The 18,013-nt window shown below is 43.7% G+C and carries 18 protein-coding genes; all 18 read left to right on the top strand.

Annotated features, from left to right (window positions below):
- Positions 1 to 311 precede the first annotated feature (311 nt).
- On the top strand, positions 312 to 1,058 hold the full coding sequence (rnc, locus tag BHE18_RS07260; RefSeq protein WP_071617912.1) for a ribonuclease III: 747 nt from the start codon (positions 312 to 314) through the stop codon (positions 1,056 to 1,058).
- A gap of 11 nt (positions 1,059 to 1,069) precedes the next feature.
- Positions 1,070 to 4,636 (top strand): chromosome segregation protein SMC, encoded by a 3,567-nt coding sequence (smc, locus tag BHE18_RS07255; protein WP_071617911.1) that lies wholly within the window; start codon positions 1,070 to 1,072, stop codon positions 4,634 to 4,636.
- 17 nt (positions 4,637 to 4,653) lie between these two features.
- Entirely contained in the window at positions 4,654 to 5,643 is a 990-nt protein-coding gene (ftsY, locus tag BHE18_RS07250; RefSeq protein ID WP_071617910.1) for a signal recognition particle-docking protein FtsY, read from the top strand.
- 715 nt (positions 5,644 to 6,358) lie between these two features.
- Positions 6,359 to 6,691: a putative DNA-binding protein gene (locus tag BHE18_RS07245; protein ID WP_071617909.1), complete on the top strand. Its 333-nt coding sequence runs from the start codon at positions 6,359 to 6,361 to the stop codon at positions 6,689 to 6,691.
- A 12-nt stretch (positions 6,692 to 6,703) separates the two neighbouring features.
- Positions 6,704 to 8,047, top strand: coding sequence for a signal recognition particle protein (gene ffh / locus BHE18_RS07240; protein WP_071617908.1), 1,344 nt, complete (start codon positions 6,704 to 6,706; stop codon positions 8,045 to 8,047).
- Between the two features lie 118 nt (positions 8,048 to 8,165).
- On the top strand, positions 8,166 to 8,438 hold the full coding sequence (gene rpsP, locus BHE18_RS07235; protein WP_032088859.1) for a 30S ribosomal protein S16: 273 nt from the start codon (positions 8,166 to 8,168) through the stop codon (positions 8,436 to 8,438).
- Between the two features lie 12 nt (positions 8,439 to 8,450).
- On the top strand, positions 8,451 to 8,684 hold the full coding sequence (locus BHE18_RS07230; protein ID WP_032088858.1) for a KH domain-containing protein: 234 nt from the start codon (positions 8,451 to 8,453) through the stop codon (positions 8,682 to 8,684).
- 168 nt (positions 8,685 to 8,852) lie between these two features.
- Positions 8,853 to 9,239, top strand: a complete 387-nt coding sequence (locus BHE18_RS07225) for a YlqD family protein (RefSeq protein WP_071617907.1) — start codon at positions 8,853 to 8,855, stop codon at positions 9,237 to 9,239.
- Positions 9,240 to 9,256: 17 nt separating this feature from the next.
- Positions 9,257 to 9,775: a ribosome maturation factor RimM gene (gene rimM, locus BHE18_RS07220; RefSeq protein ID WP_071617906.1), complete on the top strand. Its 519-nt coding sequence runs from the start codon at positions 9,257 to 9,259 to the stop codon at positions 9,773 to 9,775.
- Positions 9,775 to 10,509, top strand: coding sequence for a tRNA (guanosine(37)-N1)-methyltransferase TrmD (gene trmD, locus BHE18_RS07215; RefSeq protein WP_171910683.1), 735 nt, complete (start codon positions 9,775 to 9,777; stop codon positions 10,507 to 10,509). The genes rimM and trmD overlap by 1 nt, the downstream gene beginning before the upstream one ends.
- 134 nt (positions 10,510 to 10,643) lie before the next feature.
- Positions 10,644 to 10,988, top strand: coding sequence for a 50S ribosomal protein L19 (gene rplS / locus BHE18_RS07210; RefSeq protein ID WP_032088854.1), 345 nt, complete (start codon positions 10,644 to 10,646; stop codon positions 10,986 to 10,988).
- A 240-nt stretch (positions 10,989 to 11,228) separates the two neighbouring features.
- A complete protein-coding gene (lepB, locus tag BHE18_RS07205; protein ID WP_071617904.1) occupies positions 11,229 to 11,768 on the top strand; it encodes a signal peptidase I in 540 nt (179 codons plus the stop codon).
- Positions 11,769 to 11,797: 29 nt separating this feature from the next.
- Positions 11,798 to 12,664, top strand: a complete 867-nt coding sequence (gene ylqF, locus BHE18_RS07200) for a ribosome biogenesis GTPase YlqF (RefSeq protein ID WP_071617903.1) — start codon at positions 11,798 to 11,800, stop codon at positions 12,662 to 12,664.
- A gap of 100 nt (positions 12,665 to 12,764) precedes the next feature.
- A complete protein-coding gene (locus tag BHE18_RS07195; RefSeq protein WP_141771840.1) occupies positions 12,765 to 13,538 on the top strand; it encodes a ribonuclease HII in 774 nt (257 codons plus the stop codon).
- A 13-nt stretch (positions 13,539 to 13,551) separates the two neighbouring features.
- Positions 13,552 to 15,363 carry a hypothetical protein gene (locus tag BHE18_RS07190; RefSeq protein ID WP_071617902.1) on the top strand — a complete coding sequence of 604 codons (1,812 nt, stop codon included), beginning with the start codon at positions 13,552 to 13,554 and terminating at the stop codon, positions 15,361 to 15,363.
- Positions 15,360 to 15,641 carry an EscU/YscU/HrcU family type III secretion system export apparatus switch protein gene (locus BHE18_RS07185; protein ID WP_071617901.1) on the top strand — a complete coding sequence of 94 codons (282 nt, stop codon included), beginning with the start codon at positions 15,360 to 15,362 and terminating at the stop codon, positions 15,639 to 15,641. The genes BHE18_RS07190 and BHE18_RS07185 overlap by 4 nt, the downstream gene beginning before the upstream one ends.
- 224 nt (positions 15,642 to 15,865) lie before the next feature.
- A complete protein-coding gene (gene sucC, locus BHE18_RS07180) occupies positions 15,866 to 17,026 on the top strand; it encodes an ADP-forming succinate--CoA ligase subunit beta (RefSeq protein ID WP_071617900.1) in 1,161 nt (386 codons plus the stop codon).
- A gap of 16 nt (positions 17,027 to 17,042) precedes the next feature.
- Positions 17,043 to 17,945, top strand: coding sequence for a succinate--CoA ligase subunit alpha (sucD, locus tag BHE18_RS07175; RefSeq protein ID WP_071617899.1), 903 nt, complete (start codon positions 17,043 to 17,045; stop codon positions 17,943 to 17,945).
- The last annotated feature ends 68 nt before the right edge of the window (positions 17,946 to 18,013 follow it).

Here is an 18,013-nt window from a genome sequence, read left to right as displayed (position 1 = left end):
TGGCTTTGAAGTGAGGCGGGTGGCACAAGACGAATCGACCACGAAGGCGTTCTTTGCCTTTTAGGTCAATTTAGCTTATGACCTCGAGGGGCTAGACGCCGGAACTGGACAGAATCTGCCGTGGAATGCCAGGAGTCTCACCAGTCACCCGCGGAAAGCGAAGTCTTGCACGGAAAGCACGGAAATCAACAGCGGCGTATAAGCATGGAATTCATGGATCAGAATTAAATTAACTTTTGATTATTTGTTTTATTTATCATAAACTTGATAAGTGTATATTTGAGAACCTATAGAGCAAGGTGGAGTGCTTTATGCGAAAGCATAGTAGAAACAAAGGAATGAATAAACAAAAAAACGAGTTGAAATTCAAAAAATTCCAGGAAGAAATCGGAATCAGATTTCAGGATGATAAACTTCTGAAACAAGCATTTACTCATTCATCCTATGTGAATGAGCATCGCAGAAAACCTTATGAAGACAACGAACGCCTAGAATTCCTTGGCGATGCGGTGCTGGAATTGACCGTATCCCAATTCCTTTTCAAAAAATACCCGATGATGTCGGAAGGTGAATTAACCAAACTGAGAGCCGCCATTGTTTGCGAACCCTCATTGGTGAAATTTTCAACAGAGATGAACTTTGGGGATTTGATCCTCTTAGGCAAGGGTGAAGAAATGACCGGCGGAAGGGAAAGACCGGCTCTCTTGGCTGATGTCTTTGAGGCATTCATCGGGGCTGTATACCTTGATCAGGGTCTTGAGGCAGTGGTCGGCGTTCTTGAAAAAGTTGTCTATCCTAAAATAAATATCGGTGCTTTTTCTCATGTGATGGATTATAAAAGCCAATTGCAGGAATTCGTACAAAGAGGGAATGCAGGCATGATTGAATATGGGATCCTTGAAGAAAGCGGTCCCGCTCATAATCGTCAATTCATATCCCGGGTCTGTCTCAATGACCAGGAACTTGGGATAGGAAAAGGGCGATCAAAAAAAGAAGCGGAGCAGCAGGCTGCGCAAAAAGCGCTTGAAAAGCTAAAACAAAAGTTAGACGTTAAATAGGGGGAAAGAAGATGTTCCTCAAACAACTGGAAGTAATGGGGTTTAAGTCTTTTGCAGAAAGAATATCGGTAGAATTCGTGCCTGGTGTAACGGCGGTGGTCGGACCGAACGGAAGCGGGAAGAGTAATATCATCGACGCGATCCGCTGGGTTTTGGGAGAACAGTCTGCCAAAAGCCTTCGCGGTTCAAAAATGGAAGATGTCATCTTTGCCGGGAGTGATTCAAGAAAAGCGCTTAATATAGCGGAAGTCACACTCGTACTTGACAATGAGGACGGGGCACTTCCAATCGATTACAGTGAAGTAAGCGTCACAAGACGGGTTTTCCGTTCAGGTGACAGCGAATATCTCTTGAACAAGCAGCCTTGCAGACTCAAGGATATCATCGAGTTGTTTATGGATTCCGGTCTTGGAAAAGAAGCCTTTTCCATCATCAGTCAGGGGAAAGTGGAAGAAATTTTAAACAGTAAACCGGAAGAAAGAAGAACCATTTTTGAAGAAGCTGCCGGTGTGTTGAAATATAAATCAAGAAAGAAGAAAGCTGAATCGAAGCTGTTTGAAACCCAGGAAAACCTGAATCGTGTAAATGACATCCTACATGAGTTGGAAGGACAGGTGGAACCCCTGAAAATCCAGGCATCGATGGCTAAGGATTATCTGGAAAAAAAAGAGGAACTTGAGAAATTCGAAGTTGCCCTTACCGTTCATGATATCGAGGATTTACATAAACAATGGGAAAGATTGAGTGTGGACTTCGAAAGGCATGGAAACGATGAGGCTGCACTTTCTTCCCAAGTACAGAAGAAGGAAGCAAGCCTTTCCCTCACACGCGATAAAATTGCAGCACTGGATGAATCGATCACTGCCCTTCAGGAGATACTGCTATCTTCAAGTGAAGAACTAGAAAAGCTGGAAGGCAGAAAACAGGTCCTGATCGAGCGAAAGAAAAATTCGTCATCAAATGAAACTCAATTAAAACAATCGATTGTCGAGAAGGAAGAACAACTGGAGCGCCTGATACTTGAAAGAAAAGAATTGGCGGAGAGCTATAAAGAGGTTGAAAGTGAAGTCAGTACTTTGAAACAACAGCTGACTTTGAAGCAAAGCCAGCTCAAACACTACAGTGAAAACATCGAAGAAATCATAGAATCCTTTAAAAGTGATTATATTGAAAAGCTGAATAAGCAAGCCTCTGCAAAAAATGAAATTCAATATCTGCAGCAGCAGCTTGAGCAGCAGTCAAGCAGAAGCGGGCGGTTAGAGGCAGAAAATGAAAAGTATGTTCAGCAGAGAGACGAGCTGCAGGAAACTCATAAAAAGTTGTCGAAGGAATTGCAGATTCAAAAAGAAAAGATAGAAGAGCATATCCATTTATTCAGAGAAGAGAAAAAGAAACTGGAATCCGTAAAAGCGAAGTACGAAAAACAGGAGAAAACACTCTATCAGGCATACCAATATTTGCAGCAGGCAAAATCACGGAAAGAAATGCTTGAAGAGATGGAAGATGATTACTCCGGTTTTTTCCAGGGAGTAAAAGAAGTTTTGAAAGCACGTCATGGAGCCCTGACAGGTATTGAAGGGGCCGTGGCAGAATTGATCCAGGTGCCGAAGCAATACGAAACTGCTATGGAAACCGCACTGTCCGCATCCATGCAGCATATCGTAACGGCCACTGAAGAAGACGGCAGGAGAGCCATCGGTTACTTGAAGAAAAACCAATACGGCCGTGCAACATTCCTGCCTATGAATGTCATCAAGGGAAAGTCAGTCCCTGAAAGTCAGCTTGCTATGTTAAAAGGGCATCCTTCGTTTGTCGGGGTCGGGTCGGGACTTATCCGTTATGATCCGAGGTACGGGACCATTATGTCCAATTTGCTTGGTAATGTACTGGTCACGAAGGATCTTAAGGGTGCAAGTGAAATTGCCAAACTGGTTCAATATCGCTACAGGCTTGTAACACTCGAAGGAGATGTAGTCAATCCGGGAGGCTCGATGAGCGGGGGCGCCGTTAAGCAAAAGAAGAATTCCCTTCTATCGAGAAAGGGAGAACTTGAAGAAATGAAAGAAAGACTTTCAGTAATGGAATCCCAGACGGAGGAGCTCCAATCTCAAGTGAGATCTCTGAAAGAAGAGAGTGCCTTCAGAGAAAAGAAGTTAGAAGAAATGAGAGTGGCAGGCGAGCGTCAGCGTTTAAAGGAGCAGGAAATTTTATCTCAATTGAGGGAAAATGAACTGTCCAAGGAAAATATGGATGAGAGACTGTCTCTTTACGATCTCGAGCAAAAAGATTATACATCTGTCAAAGAAAAGCATGACTCTAGAACAAAGGAATTAAGGGATTTCCTCAATGAACTTCAAAAAGAAATAAAAGAATTGGATGAAAAAATTGAGGATCTGACGCTTCAGAAAAATTCAGAGCGTACGTCCAAAGATGCCCTGTCGTCTGAGATAAGCGATCTGAAAGCAGCGTTGGCAGCCCGGAATGAACAGCTTGTCAATATCAGGAGTCAACTGGAGCGCGTAACAGAGAATGCAGCTGATACAGAAAAAAGGGTCAAAGCATTAAAAGATGATCTTCAATGGCTTCAGACAGAAATGAAGGATAACTTTTCAGGGGAAAAACAGCTTGTCAAAGCGGCGGAAAAATGTGCAGTTCAAAAAGCTGAGACGTCAGGGCTTATTTCGATACGCCGTGAAGAACGGCTGAATCTGCAGCAAGTTGTCGAAACGGAAGAGCTCGAATTGAAAGAACTGAAGCGTCAGCACAAAGGACTTGTGACTGCGCTTAAAGATGAAGAAGTTAAAATCAACCGTCTTGATGTAGAGCTTGAAAACCGCCTGGATCATTTAAGAGATGAGTATATGCTCTCATTCGAGGCTGCGAAGAAAGATTATCCGCTTACGACCGGTGTGGAAGAAGCACGCAAGAAAGTAAAGCTTGTCAAATTGGCTCTTGAAGAGCTTGGTACGGTGAACATCGGTGCAATAGACGAATATGAAAGGGTAAAAGAGCGGTATGATTTCCTATTGGAGCAGAAGGAAGATTTGACCGAAGCGAAAGACACACTGTATCAGGTCATAAATGAAATGGATACAGAAATGATCAGGCGTTTCGATCAAACTTTCTCTGCGATCCAGGTAGAGTTTGAGGGTGTCTTCAGAGAACTCTTCGGAGGCGGCCGGGCCGAGCTGAAACTCACGGATCCATCGGACCTTCTTCATACGGGTGTTGATATAGTCGCCCAGCCTCCGGGCAAGAAACTTCAAAACCTCGGTCTTATGTCCGGCGGGGAAAGAGCACTGACAGCGATTGCCCTATTGTTCTCGATTCTCAAAATCCGGCCTGTGCCATTTTGTATTCTGGATGAAGTCGAAGCAGCGCTTGATGAAGCGAATGTCCAGCGGTTCAGCCATTATCTGAAGAAATTCAGTGACGACACTCAATTTATCGTCATTACCCACCGAAAGGGAACAATGGAAGAGGCACATGTGTTATATGGGGTTACAATGCAGGAATCCGGTGTATCCAAGCTTGTATCGGTAAGGCTGCAGGAGACACATGAATTACTAGAAACTTAATAGGCGGGGTGTTAAAGATGAGCTTTTTCAAAAAATTAAAGGATAAATTTACGCAATCAAGTGATAATGCAACTGAAAAATTCAAAGACGGCTTAAGTAAAACCCGTAATAACTTCACTTCCAAAGTGAATGATCTCGTTGCTCGTTACCGGAAAGTGGATGAAGATTTCTTTGAAGAGCTTGAAGAAATTTTGATTGGTGCGGATGTCGGATTTGACACTGTGATGGAACTTGTCGATGAATTGAAAATGGAAGTGAAGCGGCGCAACATCCAGGATACTGAAGAGATTCAACCGGTGATTTCGGAGAAGCTGGTCGAAATCTATCAGGGTGATAATGATGATGACAGTACACTTAATATCCAGGAAAATGAGCTGACTGTCATTTTATTTGTCGGAGTGAATGGTGTGGGTAAAACCACAACGATCGGAAAAATGGCACATATGCTCAAGGAAGAAGGAAAGAATGTTGTACTGGCTGCCGGGGATACCTTCCGTGCAGGTGCGATCGAACAGCTGGAAGTCTGGGGAGAAAGGGTCGGGGTTCCTGTCATTAAGCAGGCTGCCGGAAGCGACCCCGCAGCGGTCATGTTCGATGCTGTTCAATCGGCCAAGGCCAAAAAAGCGGATGTACTGATCTGTGATACGGCCGGTCGCCTGCAAAACAAGGTTAACTTGATGAAAGAACTTGAAAAAGTGAAACGTGTCATTGAAAGGGAAGTCCCGGGCGCTCCTCATGAAGTCCTGCTCGTCCTCGATGCAACGACCGGACAGAATGCCATGATCCAGGCAAAGACATTCAAGGAGGCCACAGACGTCTCCGGGATCGTCCTGACAAAGCTTGATGGAACAGCCAAAGGCGGAATCGTCCTTGCCATCCGCAATGAACTGAATGTACCTGTTAAATACGTCGGTCTCGGAGAAAAAATGGATGACCTCCAGCCATTCGACGCAGAAAAATACGTCTACGGACTATTTTCAAATCTCGTGGATAACGAAGAAGAATAAGTTCGATAGAAAAGCAGCAGTTAATATGGCTGCTTTTTTAATTTCTACATTTTATATGAACTAGCAGAAATCAAACATTTTCGAACCCTTCCAGCGGTTGATTGGAGTGCAAGACGCAGACTCCTGCGGGAAGAGTAACTTATAAGAAAAGCGGAAGGGCTTCGCTCAGAGGCGTGTGGCATAAGACGAATCGGCCACGAAGGCGTCCTTTGCCTTCTTGGTCGGTTTGACTTATGTCATGTGCCTCTAAGCCCTGCAACTGGACAGCTAGAAAAGCGGAAGGGCTTCGCTCAGAGGCGTGTGGCATAAGACGAATCGGCCACGAAGGCGTCCTTTGCCTTCTTGGTCGGTTTGACTTATGTCATGTGCCTCTAAGCCCTGCAGCTGGACAGCTAGAAAAGCGGAGGCGGCTCGTTCAGAGACGACAAGCATAAGACAGGGCATCCGGAAAGGCGGGGTTTTGCCTTTTTGGATGGCAAGGCTTATGTCTCGAGTCTCTAGCCGCCGGAGCTGGACAGGTGAGACCCCGCAGGCTTGATGAGGAGGCTCACTGGCTGCCCGCGGAAAGCAACGTCTTGCACGGAAATCGATAGCGGTCTTTAGATGACTAATTTATATAAAACAATTCAAAAATATAGTACGAAACCTTGACAAAAACGCGTAGAATCTGTATTCTTCATATGTAAAGGTTTTTCACTTAACAAGGAGGGATATTGTGTTAGAGAAAACAACGAGAATGAACTATCTCTACGACTTTTATCAATCTTTGTTAACCCCAAAGCAAAGAAGCTACATGTCCCTCTATTACCTGGACGATTTCTCACTGGGTGAGATTGCTGAAGAATACGAGGTTTCAAGACAAGCTGTCTATGACAACATCAAACGTACAGAGGCAATGCTTGAGGAATATGAAGAAAAGCTTTTATTATTTAAGAAATTTCAAGAACGCAACGAGATTCTTGCTCAATTAAGAAAAAGCATAGAAGACCCATCAATCGATTCTTCTGTCTGTATGAAACTCATTGATGATCTTGAAATATTGGATTAGGAGGCGGCATGAATGGCATTTGAAGGTTTAGCCGACCGACTGCAAGGTACAATTCAAAAAATCCGCGGAAAAGGAAAGATTTCTGAAGCGGACGTAAAAGAAATGATGCGTGAAGTTCGTCTTGCGCTTCTCGAAGCGGACGTTAATTTTAAAGTGGTTAAGCAATTCGTTAAGAAAGTAAGCGAACGGGCTGTCGGCCAGGAAGTCATGAAAAGCCTTACGCCCGGGCAGCAGGTCATCAAGGTGGTTCAGGAAGAGCTTACTGAATTAATGGGCGGTGAACAGAGTCAGATTGCCGTAGCCAAGAGGCCTCCTACCGTCATCATGATGGTAGGTCTCCAGGGTGCCGGTAAAACGACCACCACAGGAAAACTTGCGAACCTGCTCCGGAAGAAACATAATCGAAAACCGCTGCTCGTAGCGGCAGACATATACAGGCCGGCTGCCATCAAACAGCTGGAGACAGTTGGAAAGCAGTTAAGCCTTCCTGTCTTCTCGCTGGGAGATCAAGTGAGTCCGGTTGAAATTGCGAAGCAGGCAATCGAGAAAGCAAAAGAAGAGCATCATGATTATGTACTCATTGATACCGCAGGCCGGCTGCATATTGACGAAGACCTGATGGGAGAATTGAAAGAGATCAAGGAACTTTCAAACCCGGATGAGATTTTCCTCGTTGTCGATGCGATGACAGGTCAGGATGCTGTCAATGTTGCACAAAGCTTCGACGATGCACTTGGCATAAGCGGGGTCGTATTGACCAAGCTAGATGGTGACACACGGGGCGGGGCGGCTTTATCGATCCGTTCAGTCACGCAAAAACCGATCAAGTTCGTCGGTATGGGTGAGAAGATGGATGCACTTGAACCTTTCCACCCGGAACGGATGGCTTCGAGGATCCTCGGCATGGGTGATGTCCTTTCCCTTATCGAAAAGGCACAAGCGAATGTCGATGAAGAAAAAGCCAAAGAACTGGAACAAAAGATGCGCACCATGTCTTTCACATTTGATGATTTCCTTGACCAGCTGGGACAGGTAAGACAAATGGGGCCTCTCGATGAATTATTGAAAATGATGCCGGGAGCGAACAAGATGAAAGGCCTGGACAAGCTGCAGGTCGATGAAAAGCAGATCAGTCATGTTGAAGCGATCATTCAATCGATGACTAAGAATGAAAAGATTCATCCTGAAACAATCAATGCAAGCCGCCGCAAACGGATTGCCAAAGGAAGCGGCACATCCATACAGGAAGTAAACCGTCTTTTGAAGCAGTTTGAAGACATGAAAAAAATGATGAAACAAATGAGCGGCATGCAGGGCAAAGGTAAGAAAAAAGGAATGAAATTCCCTTTTATGTAGGTAATCCGGTTTGATTTTCGCAAAAAAAATCGAACTGTTAAGAAAAAACACTTTACAAACAAAATACACATTTGATATCATACTAACTTGTGTGAAACTATTCGGAGGTGCTTTAATAATGGCAGTAAAAATCAGATTAAAACGTATGGGAGCAAAAAAATCTCCTTTCTATCGTATCGTAGTAGCAGATTCTCGTTCACCACGTGATGGACGTCAAATCGAAACAGTTGGAACTTACAACCCGGTTGCTAAGCCAGCTGAAGTGAAAATCGATGAAGAGCTTGCTCTTAAATGGCTTTCAAATGGTGCTAAACCATCTGACACAGTTCGTAACTTATTCTCAAAACAAGGCATTATGGAAAAATTCCACAATGCTAAGAACAGCAAGTAATCGATCAAATCGATGAAAGATCTTATTCTAACGATTGTGCAACCCTTGGTCGACCGTCCGGAAGATGTCCGTATCGAAATGGAAGAAGGATCAAACGGAATAACCTATAAGTTGTCCGTGCATCCTGAGGACATGGGAAAGGTAATCGGGAAGCAGGGGAGAGTAGCTAAATCGATTCGAACTGTGGTATACGCTGCAGCAGGATCTTCACAACAGAAGAAAATCTTCCTGGAGATAGTTGAATAACAGCTGACACTAGCTTTCAACTATACTTTGGAGAGCAGGGGACTGACCCAAAAAGGTTCATACAGCCTTATCAAGTCAGTCCCTTTTTTCATATCCAAAACGAGACTCCCTAAGAATAAGCCCTTTTCACCAAGACATCTCTGGGGGTGAAATAAGGAGGGACGATAGTTGAATATTTTACATACGATCACCGTGAAGCAAGTGCTGACCGTAAGTACGAAAGAAGCCCTGCAAAAACGGTATGAAGATCAAAAGTTCCAATTGAAGCGGGAACATGAACAACTTCAATTTGAATGGAAAAAAATTGAACGCGCGAAGAAATATCCTTCTCAAAAACTTAGCCAGCATTTTCAAAAGGAAATGGAAGAAAAGCTTGAAAAGATCAAGCTTTTGGATTTTCAGCTGGAGCAGCTGGCCATCCTGCCAATCGGCAGTGAATTGAAAGAGAAAGAAGTTCAAGGTATGATTGATATTCAAGTTGGTGACAATTGGGATGAAGCTGCTCTGTCCAAAACAATCATCATCGAAGATGGAATAATAAAAGAAATTCGGTAACAACTAGAGGTGGTAGTATGGAAAATTGGTTTAATGTAGGTAAAATAGTGAATACACACGGTGTCAAAGGAGAAGTAAAAGTGGTCTCAAGCACTGACTTTCCTGAAGAACGTTATCAAAAAGGGAACACCCTTCATCTTTTTCTTCCTGAAAAGAAAGAACCGCTTTCTTTGATAGTTGAAAAGCACAGGACTCATAAGAATTTTGACCTTTTAACATTTGAGGGTTATAACGATATCAATCAGGTAGAACAATTCAAAGAAGGCATTCTTAAAATTCAGGAAGATCAATTGCAGGAACTGGAAGAAGGCGAATATTATTACCATGAAATCATCGGGTGTAAAGTAACGACCATCCAGGGTGAAGAAGTGGGATTGGTCAAAGAAATTCTCAGTCCTGGGGCGAACGACGTATGGGTCGTAAAGGGTGAGAAGGGAAAAGAACATCTGATTCCATTTATTGAAGATGTGGTAAAGAAAGTAGATATTGAGAGAGGTTTAATTGTGATTGAACCAATGGAAGGGCTTCTTTCATGATGAAAATTGATGTATTGTCACTTTTCCCTGCAATGTTCACTGGCATTTTTGGAGAGTCGATTTTGAAAAAAGCAAATGAGAAGCAGGCTGTTACGTACAATGTCATCAATTTCCGGGAGTTTGCCGACAATAAACATGGTCAGGTGGATGACTATCCATATGGCGGCGGAGCAGGCATGGTGCTCAAGCCACAGCCGATTTTTGATGCGGTGGAGAGCTTGAAGGGTGAAAATGAATTGAAACCCCGTGTCATACTGATGTGTCCCCAGGGAGAGCGTTACACCCAGTCAAAAGCAGAGGAATTAGCGAAGGAAGAACATCTGATATTCATCTGCGGGCATTATGAGGGATATGATGAAAGAATCAGGGAACATGTTGTCACCGATGAAATCTCTATCGGAGACTATGTTCTGACAGGCGGGGAGCTGGGAGCTATGGTCGTCATCGACAGTGTCGTCAGACTACTCCCGGGGGTCCTGGGTAATGAAGATTCACCTGTGAAGGATTCTTTTTCATCCGGACTACTGGAGCACCCCCACTACACGCGCCCTGCTGATTTCCGGGGGATGAAAGTTCCTTCTGAGCTGATTTCCGGCAACCATCGACTGATAGAAGAGTGGAGAGAGAAAGAAAGCTTCAGGAGGACATTTGAAAGAAGGCCGGACCTATTGGGAAACCACACTTTATCCGAAAAACAAAAACAATGGATAGAGGAATGGGAAAAGTCGAGATAATCTATTGCATCCTGATATCCAGTATGTTAATATATTCTTTGTGGCTTGAGGGCTTTTCCTCAAATCACTGATCCCGATGTTCCGCTGCAATCCATCGCTTTTGTAAGAACATCTGTTGGAAGGAGTTGAATAAGATGCACAAATTAATCGAAGACATTACTAAAGAACAGCTTCGCTCTGATCTACCATCTTTCCGTCCTGGTGATACAGTACGTGTACACGTTAACATCGTTGAGGGTACTCGTGAACGTATTCAGGTATACGAAGGTGTAGTAATCAAACGCCGCGGAGGCGGTATCAGCGAAACATTCACTGTTCGTAAAATTTCTTACGGTGTAGGTGTTGAACGTACTTTCCCTGTACACACACCTAAGATTGCTAAGTTGGAAGTTATCCGTCGCGGTAAAGTACGTCGTGCGAAACTTTACTACTTGCGTAACCTTCGCGGTAAAGCGGCTCGTATTAAAGAAATTCGATAATCAAGAATGTATGAAAAGGAGCTTGGAGACAAGCTCCTTTTCTTCTTGTTTAAACCATTCTTCTCTAAAGGGATGACGCTGCCGGGCTTTAGTGACGGGCCCAGTGCTGACTGATCCCGGCTGCAATCCATCAGCAGCAGGATTGGGGCTAATGGAGTAATTCCTCCTTTTATACTGTGAAAAAAAGGATTTTCTAGTAGAATAGAAAAAGATAGGAAATTACATTGGGTGGTGGATGTGTTGGCTAAAGAGAAAAACGAGTGGTGGGAGTGGATGAAAGCCCTCTTGATTGCGGTTGGACTGGCTGCTATTATCAGATACTTTTTGTTTGCACCAATCGTGGTGGACGGTTTATCTATGACACCTACTCTGGAAAATGGGGACAGGATGATCGTCAACAAGCTTGGCAATCCTGATCGATTCGATATCGTCGTTTTTCATGCACCCGAGCACAAGGATTATATTAAACGAGTGATTGGGCTGCCAGGCGATAAAATAGAATATAAGAATGATACGTTATATGTGAACGGCAAAGCATATGAGGAACCATATTTGCAGGAATATAAAGATCAGGTCAGCGAAGGGCCTTTGACGGAAGATTTCTCCCTGAAGGACATCATCGACAGGGAAACCGTACCGAAAGGCGAAATTTTTGTAATGGGTGACAACCGGAGATTCAGCAAGGACAGCCGTCACATCGGCACCGTTCCTTTTGAAGAAGTAATCGGCGACACAAAGTTCATCTATTGGCCTGTTAAAGATATAGGAATAGTGGAATAATAGTAAAAAGTAAGTTTGGAGGTGGTCATATGACGATTCAGTGGTTTCCTGGACATATGGCTAAAGCCCGCAGGCAGGTAACAGAAAAATTAAAGCTGGTCGACATCGTCATTGAGCTTGTGGATGCACGTATCCCTTTATCATCGAGGAACCCCATGATTGAAGAAATCATAGGTCAGAAGCCCCGCCTGGTCCTGCTTAATAAAGCGGATATGGCCGACCCAGTGAAAACCGATCAGTGGATTACATACTTTGAGGAACAGGGTATTAAAGCGCTTGCTGTCAACGCACAGGGCGGTAAGGGACTTCATTCTATTGTCCAGTCAGCGAAAGATATCCTTAAAGAAAAGTTTGACCGCATGAAATCCCGGGGAATGAGACCGCGTGCCATAAGGGCAATGATTGTCGGCATTCCCAATGTCGGTAAATCAACTTTAATCAACCGTCTGGCGAAAAAGAATATTGCCAAGACCGGTAATACTCCGGGGGTGACGAAAGCCCAGCAGTGGATTAAAGTGGGGAAGGAACTTGAACTCCTGGATACTCCCGGAATATTGTGGCCGAAATTCGAAGATGAAAGAGTAGGGTATAAACTTGCTCTTACAGGTGCAATAAAAGATACGATATTGAATTTGCAGGATATCGCTTTATTCGGATTGAAGTTTCTGGAGACCCATTATCCCGATCGGCTGAAGGAGCGCTACAGTCTTGATGAGATACCGGAAGAGGTTCTCGCAAAGTTCGATGCAGTCGGCAAGAAGCGCGGATGCCTGATGGCCGGAGGAGAAGTGAACTATGACAAGACGTCGGAAGTCATCATCCGGGATATTAGGAATGTTCAGCTTGGCCCGATGACGTTTGATATGATTGAAGAATTGGAAAGTGACGATATATAATAGACAGAGGCTCTTTAAAGAGGTGAATGCTCTTTTTGGAAGCCTCTTTATTTTTTTGACAATGATCCGATATTAAGAAAAGGAGAACGGCCCATTGGATATTAGCAATATGACAATAAATGAAATCAAGACCCTGATGGAAGATATAGCAGAAAATGATCCGCTTATTGAACAATTACATAGTGACAATAGAAAAGGTGTACAAAGAATAATAGAAAGCCACAATCGTAAACTGCAAAAGCTGAAAAAGGAAAAGGAAGACTTTGCAAAGCTGACATTTTTTGAAAAGAAGCTTTATAAGGAAGGGTTTTCGCTTGTGGCCGGTATAGACGAAGTTGGCAGGGGCCCGTTGGCAGGGCCGGTAGTTGCCGCGGCTGTTATATTGCACCCCGACTTTTATCTTGCAGGTTTAAATGACAGTAAAAAGCTGTCTGAAGCAAAACGGGACGAATACTTCAAGGTAATTCAGGAAAAAGCCCATTCCATTGGAATCGGGATGATCGAGGCCGGGGAGATAGATATAATTAATATTTATGAAGCGACAAAGAAAGCAATGCTTCTGGCCATTTCAAACCTTGATTGCAACCCTGATTTTCTTTTGATCGATGCGATGAAACTTCAGACTCCATACCCGCAGGAATCAATCATCAAGGGTGATTCTAAGAGCATTTCGATTGCTGCAGCTTCAGTCATTGCCAAAGTTACCCGTGACAACCTGATGAAAGAATATGCCGTGCAATATCCGGGTTATGGATTTGATCAAAACGCCGGTTACGGTACAAGGGAGCACTTAGAAGGTCTGAATTTGAGAGGGATTACCCCAATACACAGAAGAAGCTTTGCTCCTGTAAAGGATTATGATCTAAAAGGATAAGGGAGTAATAATAATGAATGATATTCACGGTGCACACAATTCTCAAGCTTCACCCAAGATTATTAGTGAACCTTTTTCTATGCAAAATGGAAGAATCCTTCATGTTACTGTACGAAAGTATATTGGTGAAGGAATGGCGGAGGTGTCGGCTGCAGGCAGGAAATTCATTGCGAAGCTGGATGCCCCTTTAGAGGCAGGTAAGGAGTATTGGATGAGGGTGCAAAATGCCGGGGATGTGTTGAGCCTGAGTGTCATTCAGAAAATTTCCGGGAAGAAAGACAGCATGGAAGCGGCTCAAGCGTTGATCCGTCAATTTCATTATCAGACTGCTGATAAGATACTTCTAAATTCGGTCAGCAGTTTGATTGATAATGATATTCCGATCACAGGCGAATTGATTAAGTTCACTGCAGAGAAAATCAATGGCGGAAACCTGCATATACGGCTTCCTGTATTGATCCATATGCTGAAAGCAAACCTCCCCTTGTCAGAAAACGTGCTGTTATCCCTGGAGGCAGGAAAGGGCCAGGATACATTCAGCGGGCTCCTGAGCAGTCTTAAAGAGCGCCTGACAGCCCTGGGGTCTGCTCAAGATACTCTGGACCTGATCAGGAAGGTCCAAAACCCGCTGGGGCTCCATTTGGCCAAGCAAATGACGATTAAAGCAATGGGGAATGCCCTGGATCAGTCTGAACCTTTTTCCCAAAGGCATGCGAATTTTGAACTGTTAAGATCTCTGGGCATCCTGCCAAAGGGTACCACCTTTCAAAATATGAATGCAGGGTTGAAGGATGCACTTTCCGACTCACTTCATAAAAACGGGACAACACTTAAACAACTTCTTGATTTAATGGGCAGTATGAGGAAGCTTATTTCCCGCCCGGAGTCACGCCAGGATATCGAATTTGTGACATCTAAATCAGGTGAGGAAATCGGCGGCGGAGGCAAGGCAAATAAGGCCATGATTGACTCGGTGTTGAACAACATCTTCAAGCAGGCATCCCCTGGCTTAAATGAAGGGGCACTTGGGAGGATCCTGGGCAATTTAATAGAGTTAATGAGAGATTCCGACCTCCAGGTCCTGGACAAGAATTATTCTGTCCTCTATGCCAAGTGGAATAAGAATATTCCCCTTTCTAATGAAGGAAAGGTTTTTAATATGTTAAGTGCCGGGATTGAAGCAGAATTGTTGTCAAGCCTGAAGGGTGAGGAATTAGGTCGCGCATTGAAAGGGATGATCCGCACTCTCGGTTTGAATTTTGAATCACAGCTCCATAGCCAGTATAGTGCTCAGGCTTCTGATTTACCTACTCTTAAAGAGAAACTGATCAGGCTGATCCTTCAGAACCCCGGACTTGAAATACGGGAACTTGCAGAAAAGCTTGTTCATAAAATGAACCATCCGGCATTAATGTCATGGGATCAGTCCTCTGTCTTGAATATCGTCCAACAGTTCCCTCTCAATTTATACGGACGACAGACAGATATTACTGTACAGTGGACGGGAAGGGAAAAGGAAAAAGGCAGGATAGACAGTGATCACTGCCGGGTTCTATTTTATCTTAATCTGGGAAATTTAAATGAAACCCTTGTGGATATGAACGTACAAAATAGGATCATCTCACTGTCAATATGGAATGAAAACGAAGAAATAAGTGATATATCCCATTCATATTTTCCAGTTCTCAAAGAATCCCTTCAAAATATGAACTATCAACTTACTTCAGTGAAATTCAAGAAAGTGAATGACGGGGACGACATATCAAAAAAGAGGACCCGGGAGATGCATTCAATCACCTATTCGGGAGTTGATATGAAAATATGACATCATTTCCAAGAAAAGAAGCAGTAGCACTCGGATATGATCAGTCCTCGGAGTCAGCGCCAAGAGTATTGGCAAAAGGGAAAGGGATTATTGCTGAAAATATCATTACAAAGGCAGCCGAAAACGGCGTTGCTGTTCAGGAAGATAAGAGTCTATTAGCCTTACTGGGAAAGATCGATGTAGGAGAATCGATTCCTGAAGAGTTGTACGGAGCCGTAGCTGAAGTGTTTGCTTTTGTATACAGATTGGATAAAGAAATGGCGAAGAGAAAAACCTGATAATTGGAAATAGCGAAAAAAGGGCCGGAAATAATTTTACAAGTATAATAAAATACAATGCACAATGACTGATCAGCCCGGTAAATATTGTGAAAAAGCGTAACTTTTGTTCAGAATTTTTAAATTAATATAATATTTTTAGCATAATGGTAGACAGATAATCTGTCATTTTATACAATGAAAGCGCAGTCTATTTTTTGAAGAGTTTGATAGGAGGATGGAAAATGAATATCCATGAATATCAAGGTAAAGAAATCCTCAGAAATAACGGGGTATCCGTACCGAATGGTAAAGTGGCTTTCACGGCTGAAGAAGCGGTAGAAGCGGCGAAAACGCTTAGTTCCAGCGTTTATGTAGTAAAAGCTCAAATCCACGCAGGAGGCCGCGGTAAAGCGGGCGGTGTCAAGATTGCCAAGAGCCTTGACGAAGTGCGTACATATGCAGAAGAGTTACTTGGGAAGACATTGGTCACTCATCAGACTGGGCCGGAAGGTAAGGAAGTAAAGCGCTTACTTATCGAAGAGGGCTGTGATATCAAGAAAGAATATTATGTTGGACTAGTATTGGACCGTGCGACTTCACAGGTTGTCCTGATGGCTTCTGAAGAAGGCGGAACTGAAATTGAAGAGGTGGCAGAAGCTACTCCTGAAAAAATCTTCAAGGAGTACATCGATCCGGTGGTAGGGCTGACTGGTTTCCAGGCGCGCCGTATCGCTTTCAACATCAATATACCGAAAGAACTTGTCAATAAAGCGGCTAAATTCATGCTTGGACTTTACAATGTTTATATCCAAAAAGATGCTTCGATTGTTGAAATCAACCCATTGGTCGTTACAGGCAGTGGAGATGTAATGGCTCTTGACGCGAAATTCAACTTCGATTCCAATGCGTTATACCGTCAAAAAGATGTCATGGGATTACGTGACCTTGAGGAAGAAGATGCAAAAGAAATTGAAGCTTCTAAATATGATTTAAGTTATATTTCTCTGGATGGAAATATCGGCTGCATGGTAAATGGAGCAGGTCTTGCAATGGCAACGATGGATATCGTCAAGCATTATGGCGGAGATCCGGCTAACTTCCTTGATGTAGGGGGCGGTGCGACTGCCGAGAAAGTAACGGAAGCATTCAAGATCATCCTTTCTGATGAAAATGTGAAAGGTATCTTTGTCAATATCTTTGGCGGAATCATGAAATGTGATGTCATCGCAACGGGTGTGGTTGAAGCAGCTAAGCAAATCGGTCTGGAAGTACCGTTGGTAGTTCGCCTTGAAGGTACTAATGTAGATTTAGGTAAAGAGATCCTGAATAAGTCCGGATTGAATATTATTGCAGCTGAATCAATGGCAGACGGCGCACAAAAAATCGTTGAGCAAGTAGGCTAAGAAAGGCGGGGGACAAATGAGCGTATTTATTAACAAGGATACAAAGGTTGTTGTGCAGGGGATCACTGGATCAACAGCTCTTTTCCATACAAAGCAAATGCTTGAATACGGTACACAAATCGTGGCAGGTGTCACACCTGGTAAAGGCGGAACTGAGGTTGAAGGCGTTCCTGTCTTCAATACGGTTGAAGAAGCAAAGAAAGCAACAGGAGTCAACGCTTCAGTAATCTATGTTCCTGCTCCATTTGCTGCAGATGCAATCATGGAAGCGGTTGATGCTGAGCTTGATTTAGCTATTTGTATCACGGAGCATATCCCGGTACTAGACATGGTCAAAGTGAAGCGTTATATGGAAGGAAAGAAAACGCGTCTTGTAGGACCGAACTGTCCAGGAGTCATCACTCCTGAAGAATGTAAGATCGGGATCATGCCTGGTTACATTCATACCAAAGGTCATGTTGGAGTTGTATCCCGTTCAGGGACATTGACATACGAAGCGGTTCATCAGCTTTCTCAAGCTGGTATCGGGCAATCAACTGCTGTAGGTATCGGTGGAGACCCTGTTAACGGTACGGACTTCATTGATGTATTAAAAGCTTTCAATGAAGACGAAGACACGTACGCAGTCATCATGATCGGTGAAATTGGCGGAACTGCTGAGGAAGAAGCAGCTGAATGGATCAAAGCCAACATGACGAAGCCTGTAGTAGGCTTCATCGGCGGACGTACGGCACCTCCAGGAAAACGTATGGGGCATGCCGGTGCCATCATATCAGGAGGAAAAGGGACGGCTGATGAAAAAATCCGCGTCATGAATGAGTGCGGCATTCAAGTGGCTCCTACTCCTTCAGACATGGGCGAAACATTAATAAAGGTCCTTAAAGAAGAAGGAATTTTTGATAAGTGTAAAACTCATTAATTATGAAATAAGAGGCTGGGCCTGCTGCTTTCAGCCTCTTATTTCTATTTACCTATCAACTACTAATA

This window comes from Rossellomorea aquimaris (assembly GCF_001877785.1).
GTDB classification, from domain to species: domain Bacteria; phylum Bacillota; class Bacilli; order Bacillales; family Bacillaceae_B; genus Rossellomorea; species Rossellomorea aquimaris_A.
This window is presented reverse-complemented; position numbering and strand designations above follow the sequence as displayed.

Coding starts and splice junctions, on each gene's coding strand:
- rnc (WP_071617912.1), top strand. CDS start 312: ATGCGAAAGCATAGTAGAAACAAAGGAATGAATAAACAAAAAAACGAG.
- smc (WP_071617911.1), top strand. CDS start 1,070: ATGTTCCTCAAACAACTGGAAGTAATGGGGTTTAAGTCTTTTGCAGAA.
- ftsY (WP_071617910.1), top strand. CDS start 4,654: ATGAGCTTTTTCAAAAAATTAAAGGATAAATTTACGCAATCAAGTGAT.
- ffh (WP_071617908.1), top strand. CDS start 6,704: ATGGCATTTGAAGGTTTAGCCGACCGACTGCAAGGTACAATTCAAAAA.
- rpsP (WP_032088859.1), top strand. CDS start 8,166: ATGGCAGTAAAAATCAGATTAAAACGTATGGGAGCAAAAAAATCTCCT.
- BHE18_RS07230 (WP_032088858.1), top strand. CDS start 8,451: ATGAAAGATCTTATTCTAACGATTGTGCAACCCTTGGTCGACCGTCCG.
- rimM (WP_071617906.1), top strand. CDS start 9,257: ATGGAAAATTGGTTTAATGTAGGTAAAATAGTGAATACACACGGTGTC.
- trmD (WP_171910683.1), top strand. CDS start 9,775: ATGAAAATTGATGTATTGTCACTTTTCCCTGCAATGTTCACTGGCATT.
- rplS (WP_032088854.1), top strand. CDS start 10,644: ATGCACAAATTAATCGAAGACATTACTAAAGAACAGCTTCGCTCTGAT.
- ylqF (WP_071617903.1), top strand. CDS start 11,798: ATGACGATTCAGTGGTTTCCTGGACATATGGCTAAAGCCCGCAGGCAG.
- BHE18_RS07190 (WP_071617902.1), top strand. CDS start 13,552: ATGAATGATATTCACGGTGCACACAATTCTCAAGCTTCACCCAAGATT.
- BHE18_RS07185 (WP_071617901.1), top strand. CDS start 15,360: ATGACATCATTTCCAAGAAAAGAAGCAGTAGCACTCGGATATGATCAG.
- sucC (WP_071617900.1), top strand. CDS start 15,866: ATGAATATCCATGAATATCAAGGTAAAGAAATCCTCAGAAATAACGGG.
- sucD (WP_071617899.1), top strand. CDS start 17,043: ATGAGCGTATTTATTAACAAGGATACAAAGGTTGTTGTGCAGGGGATC.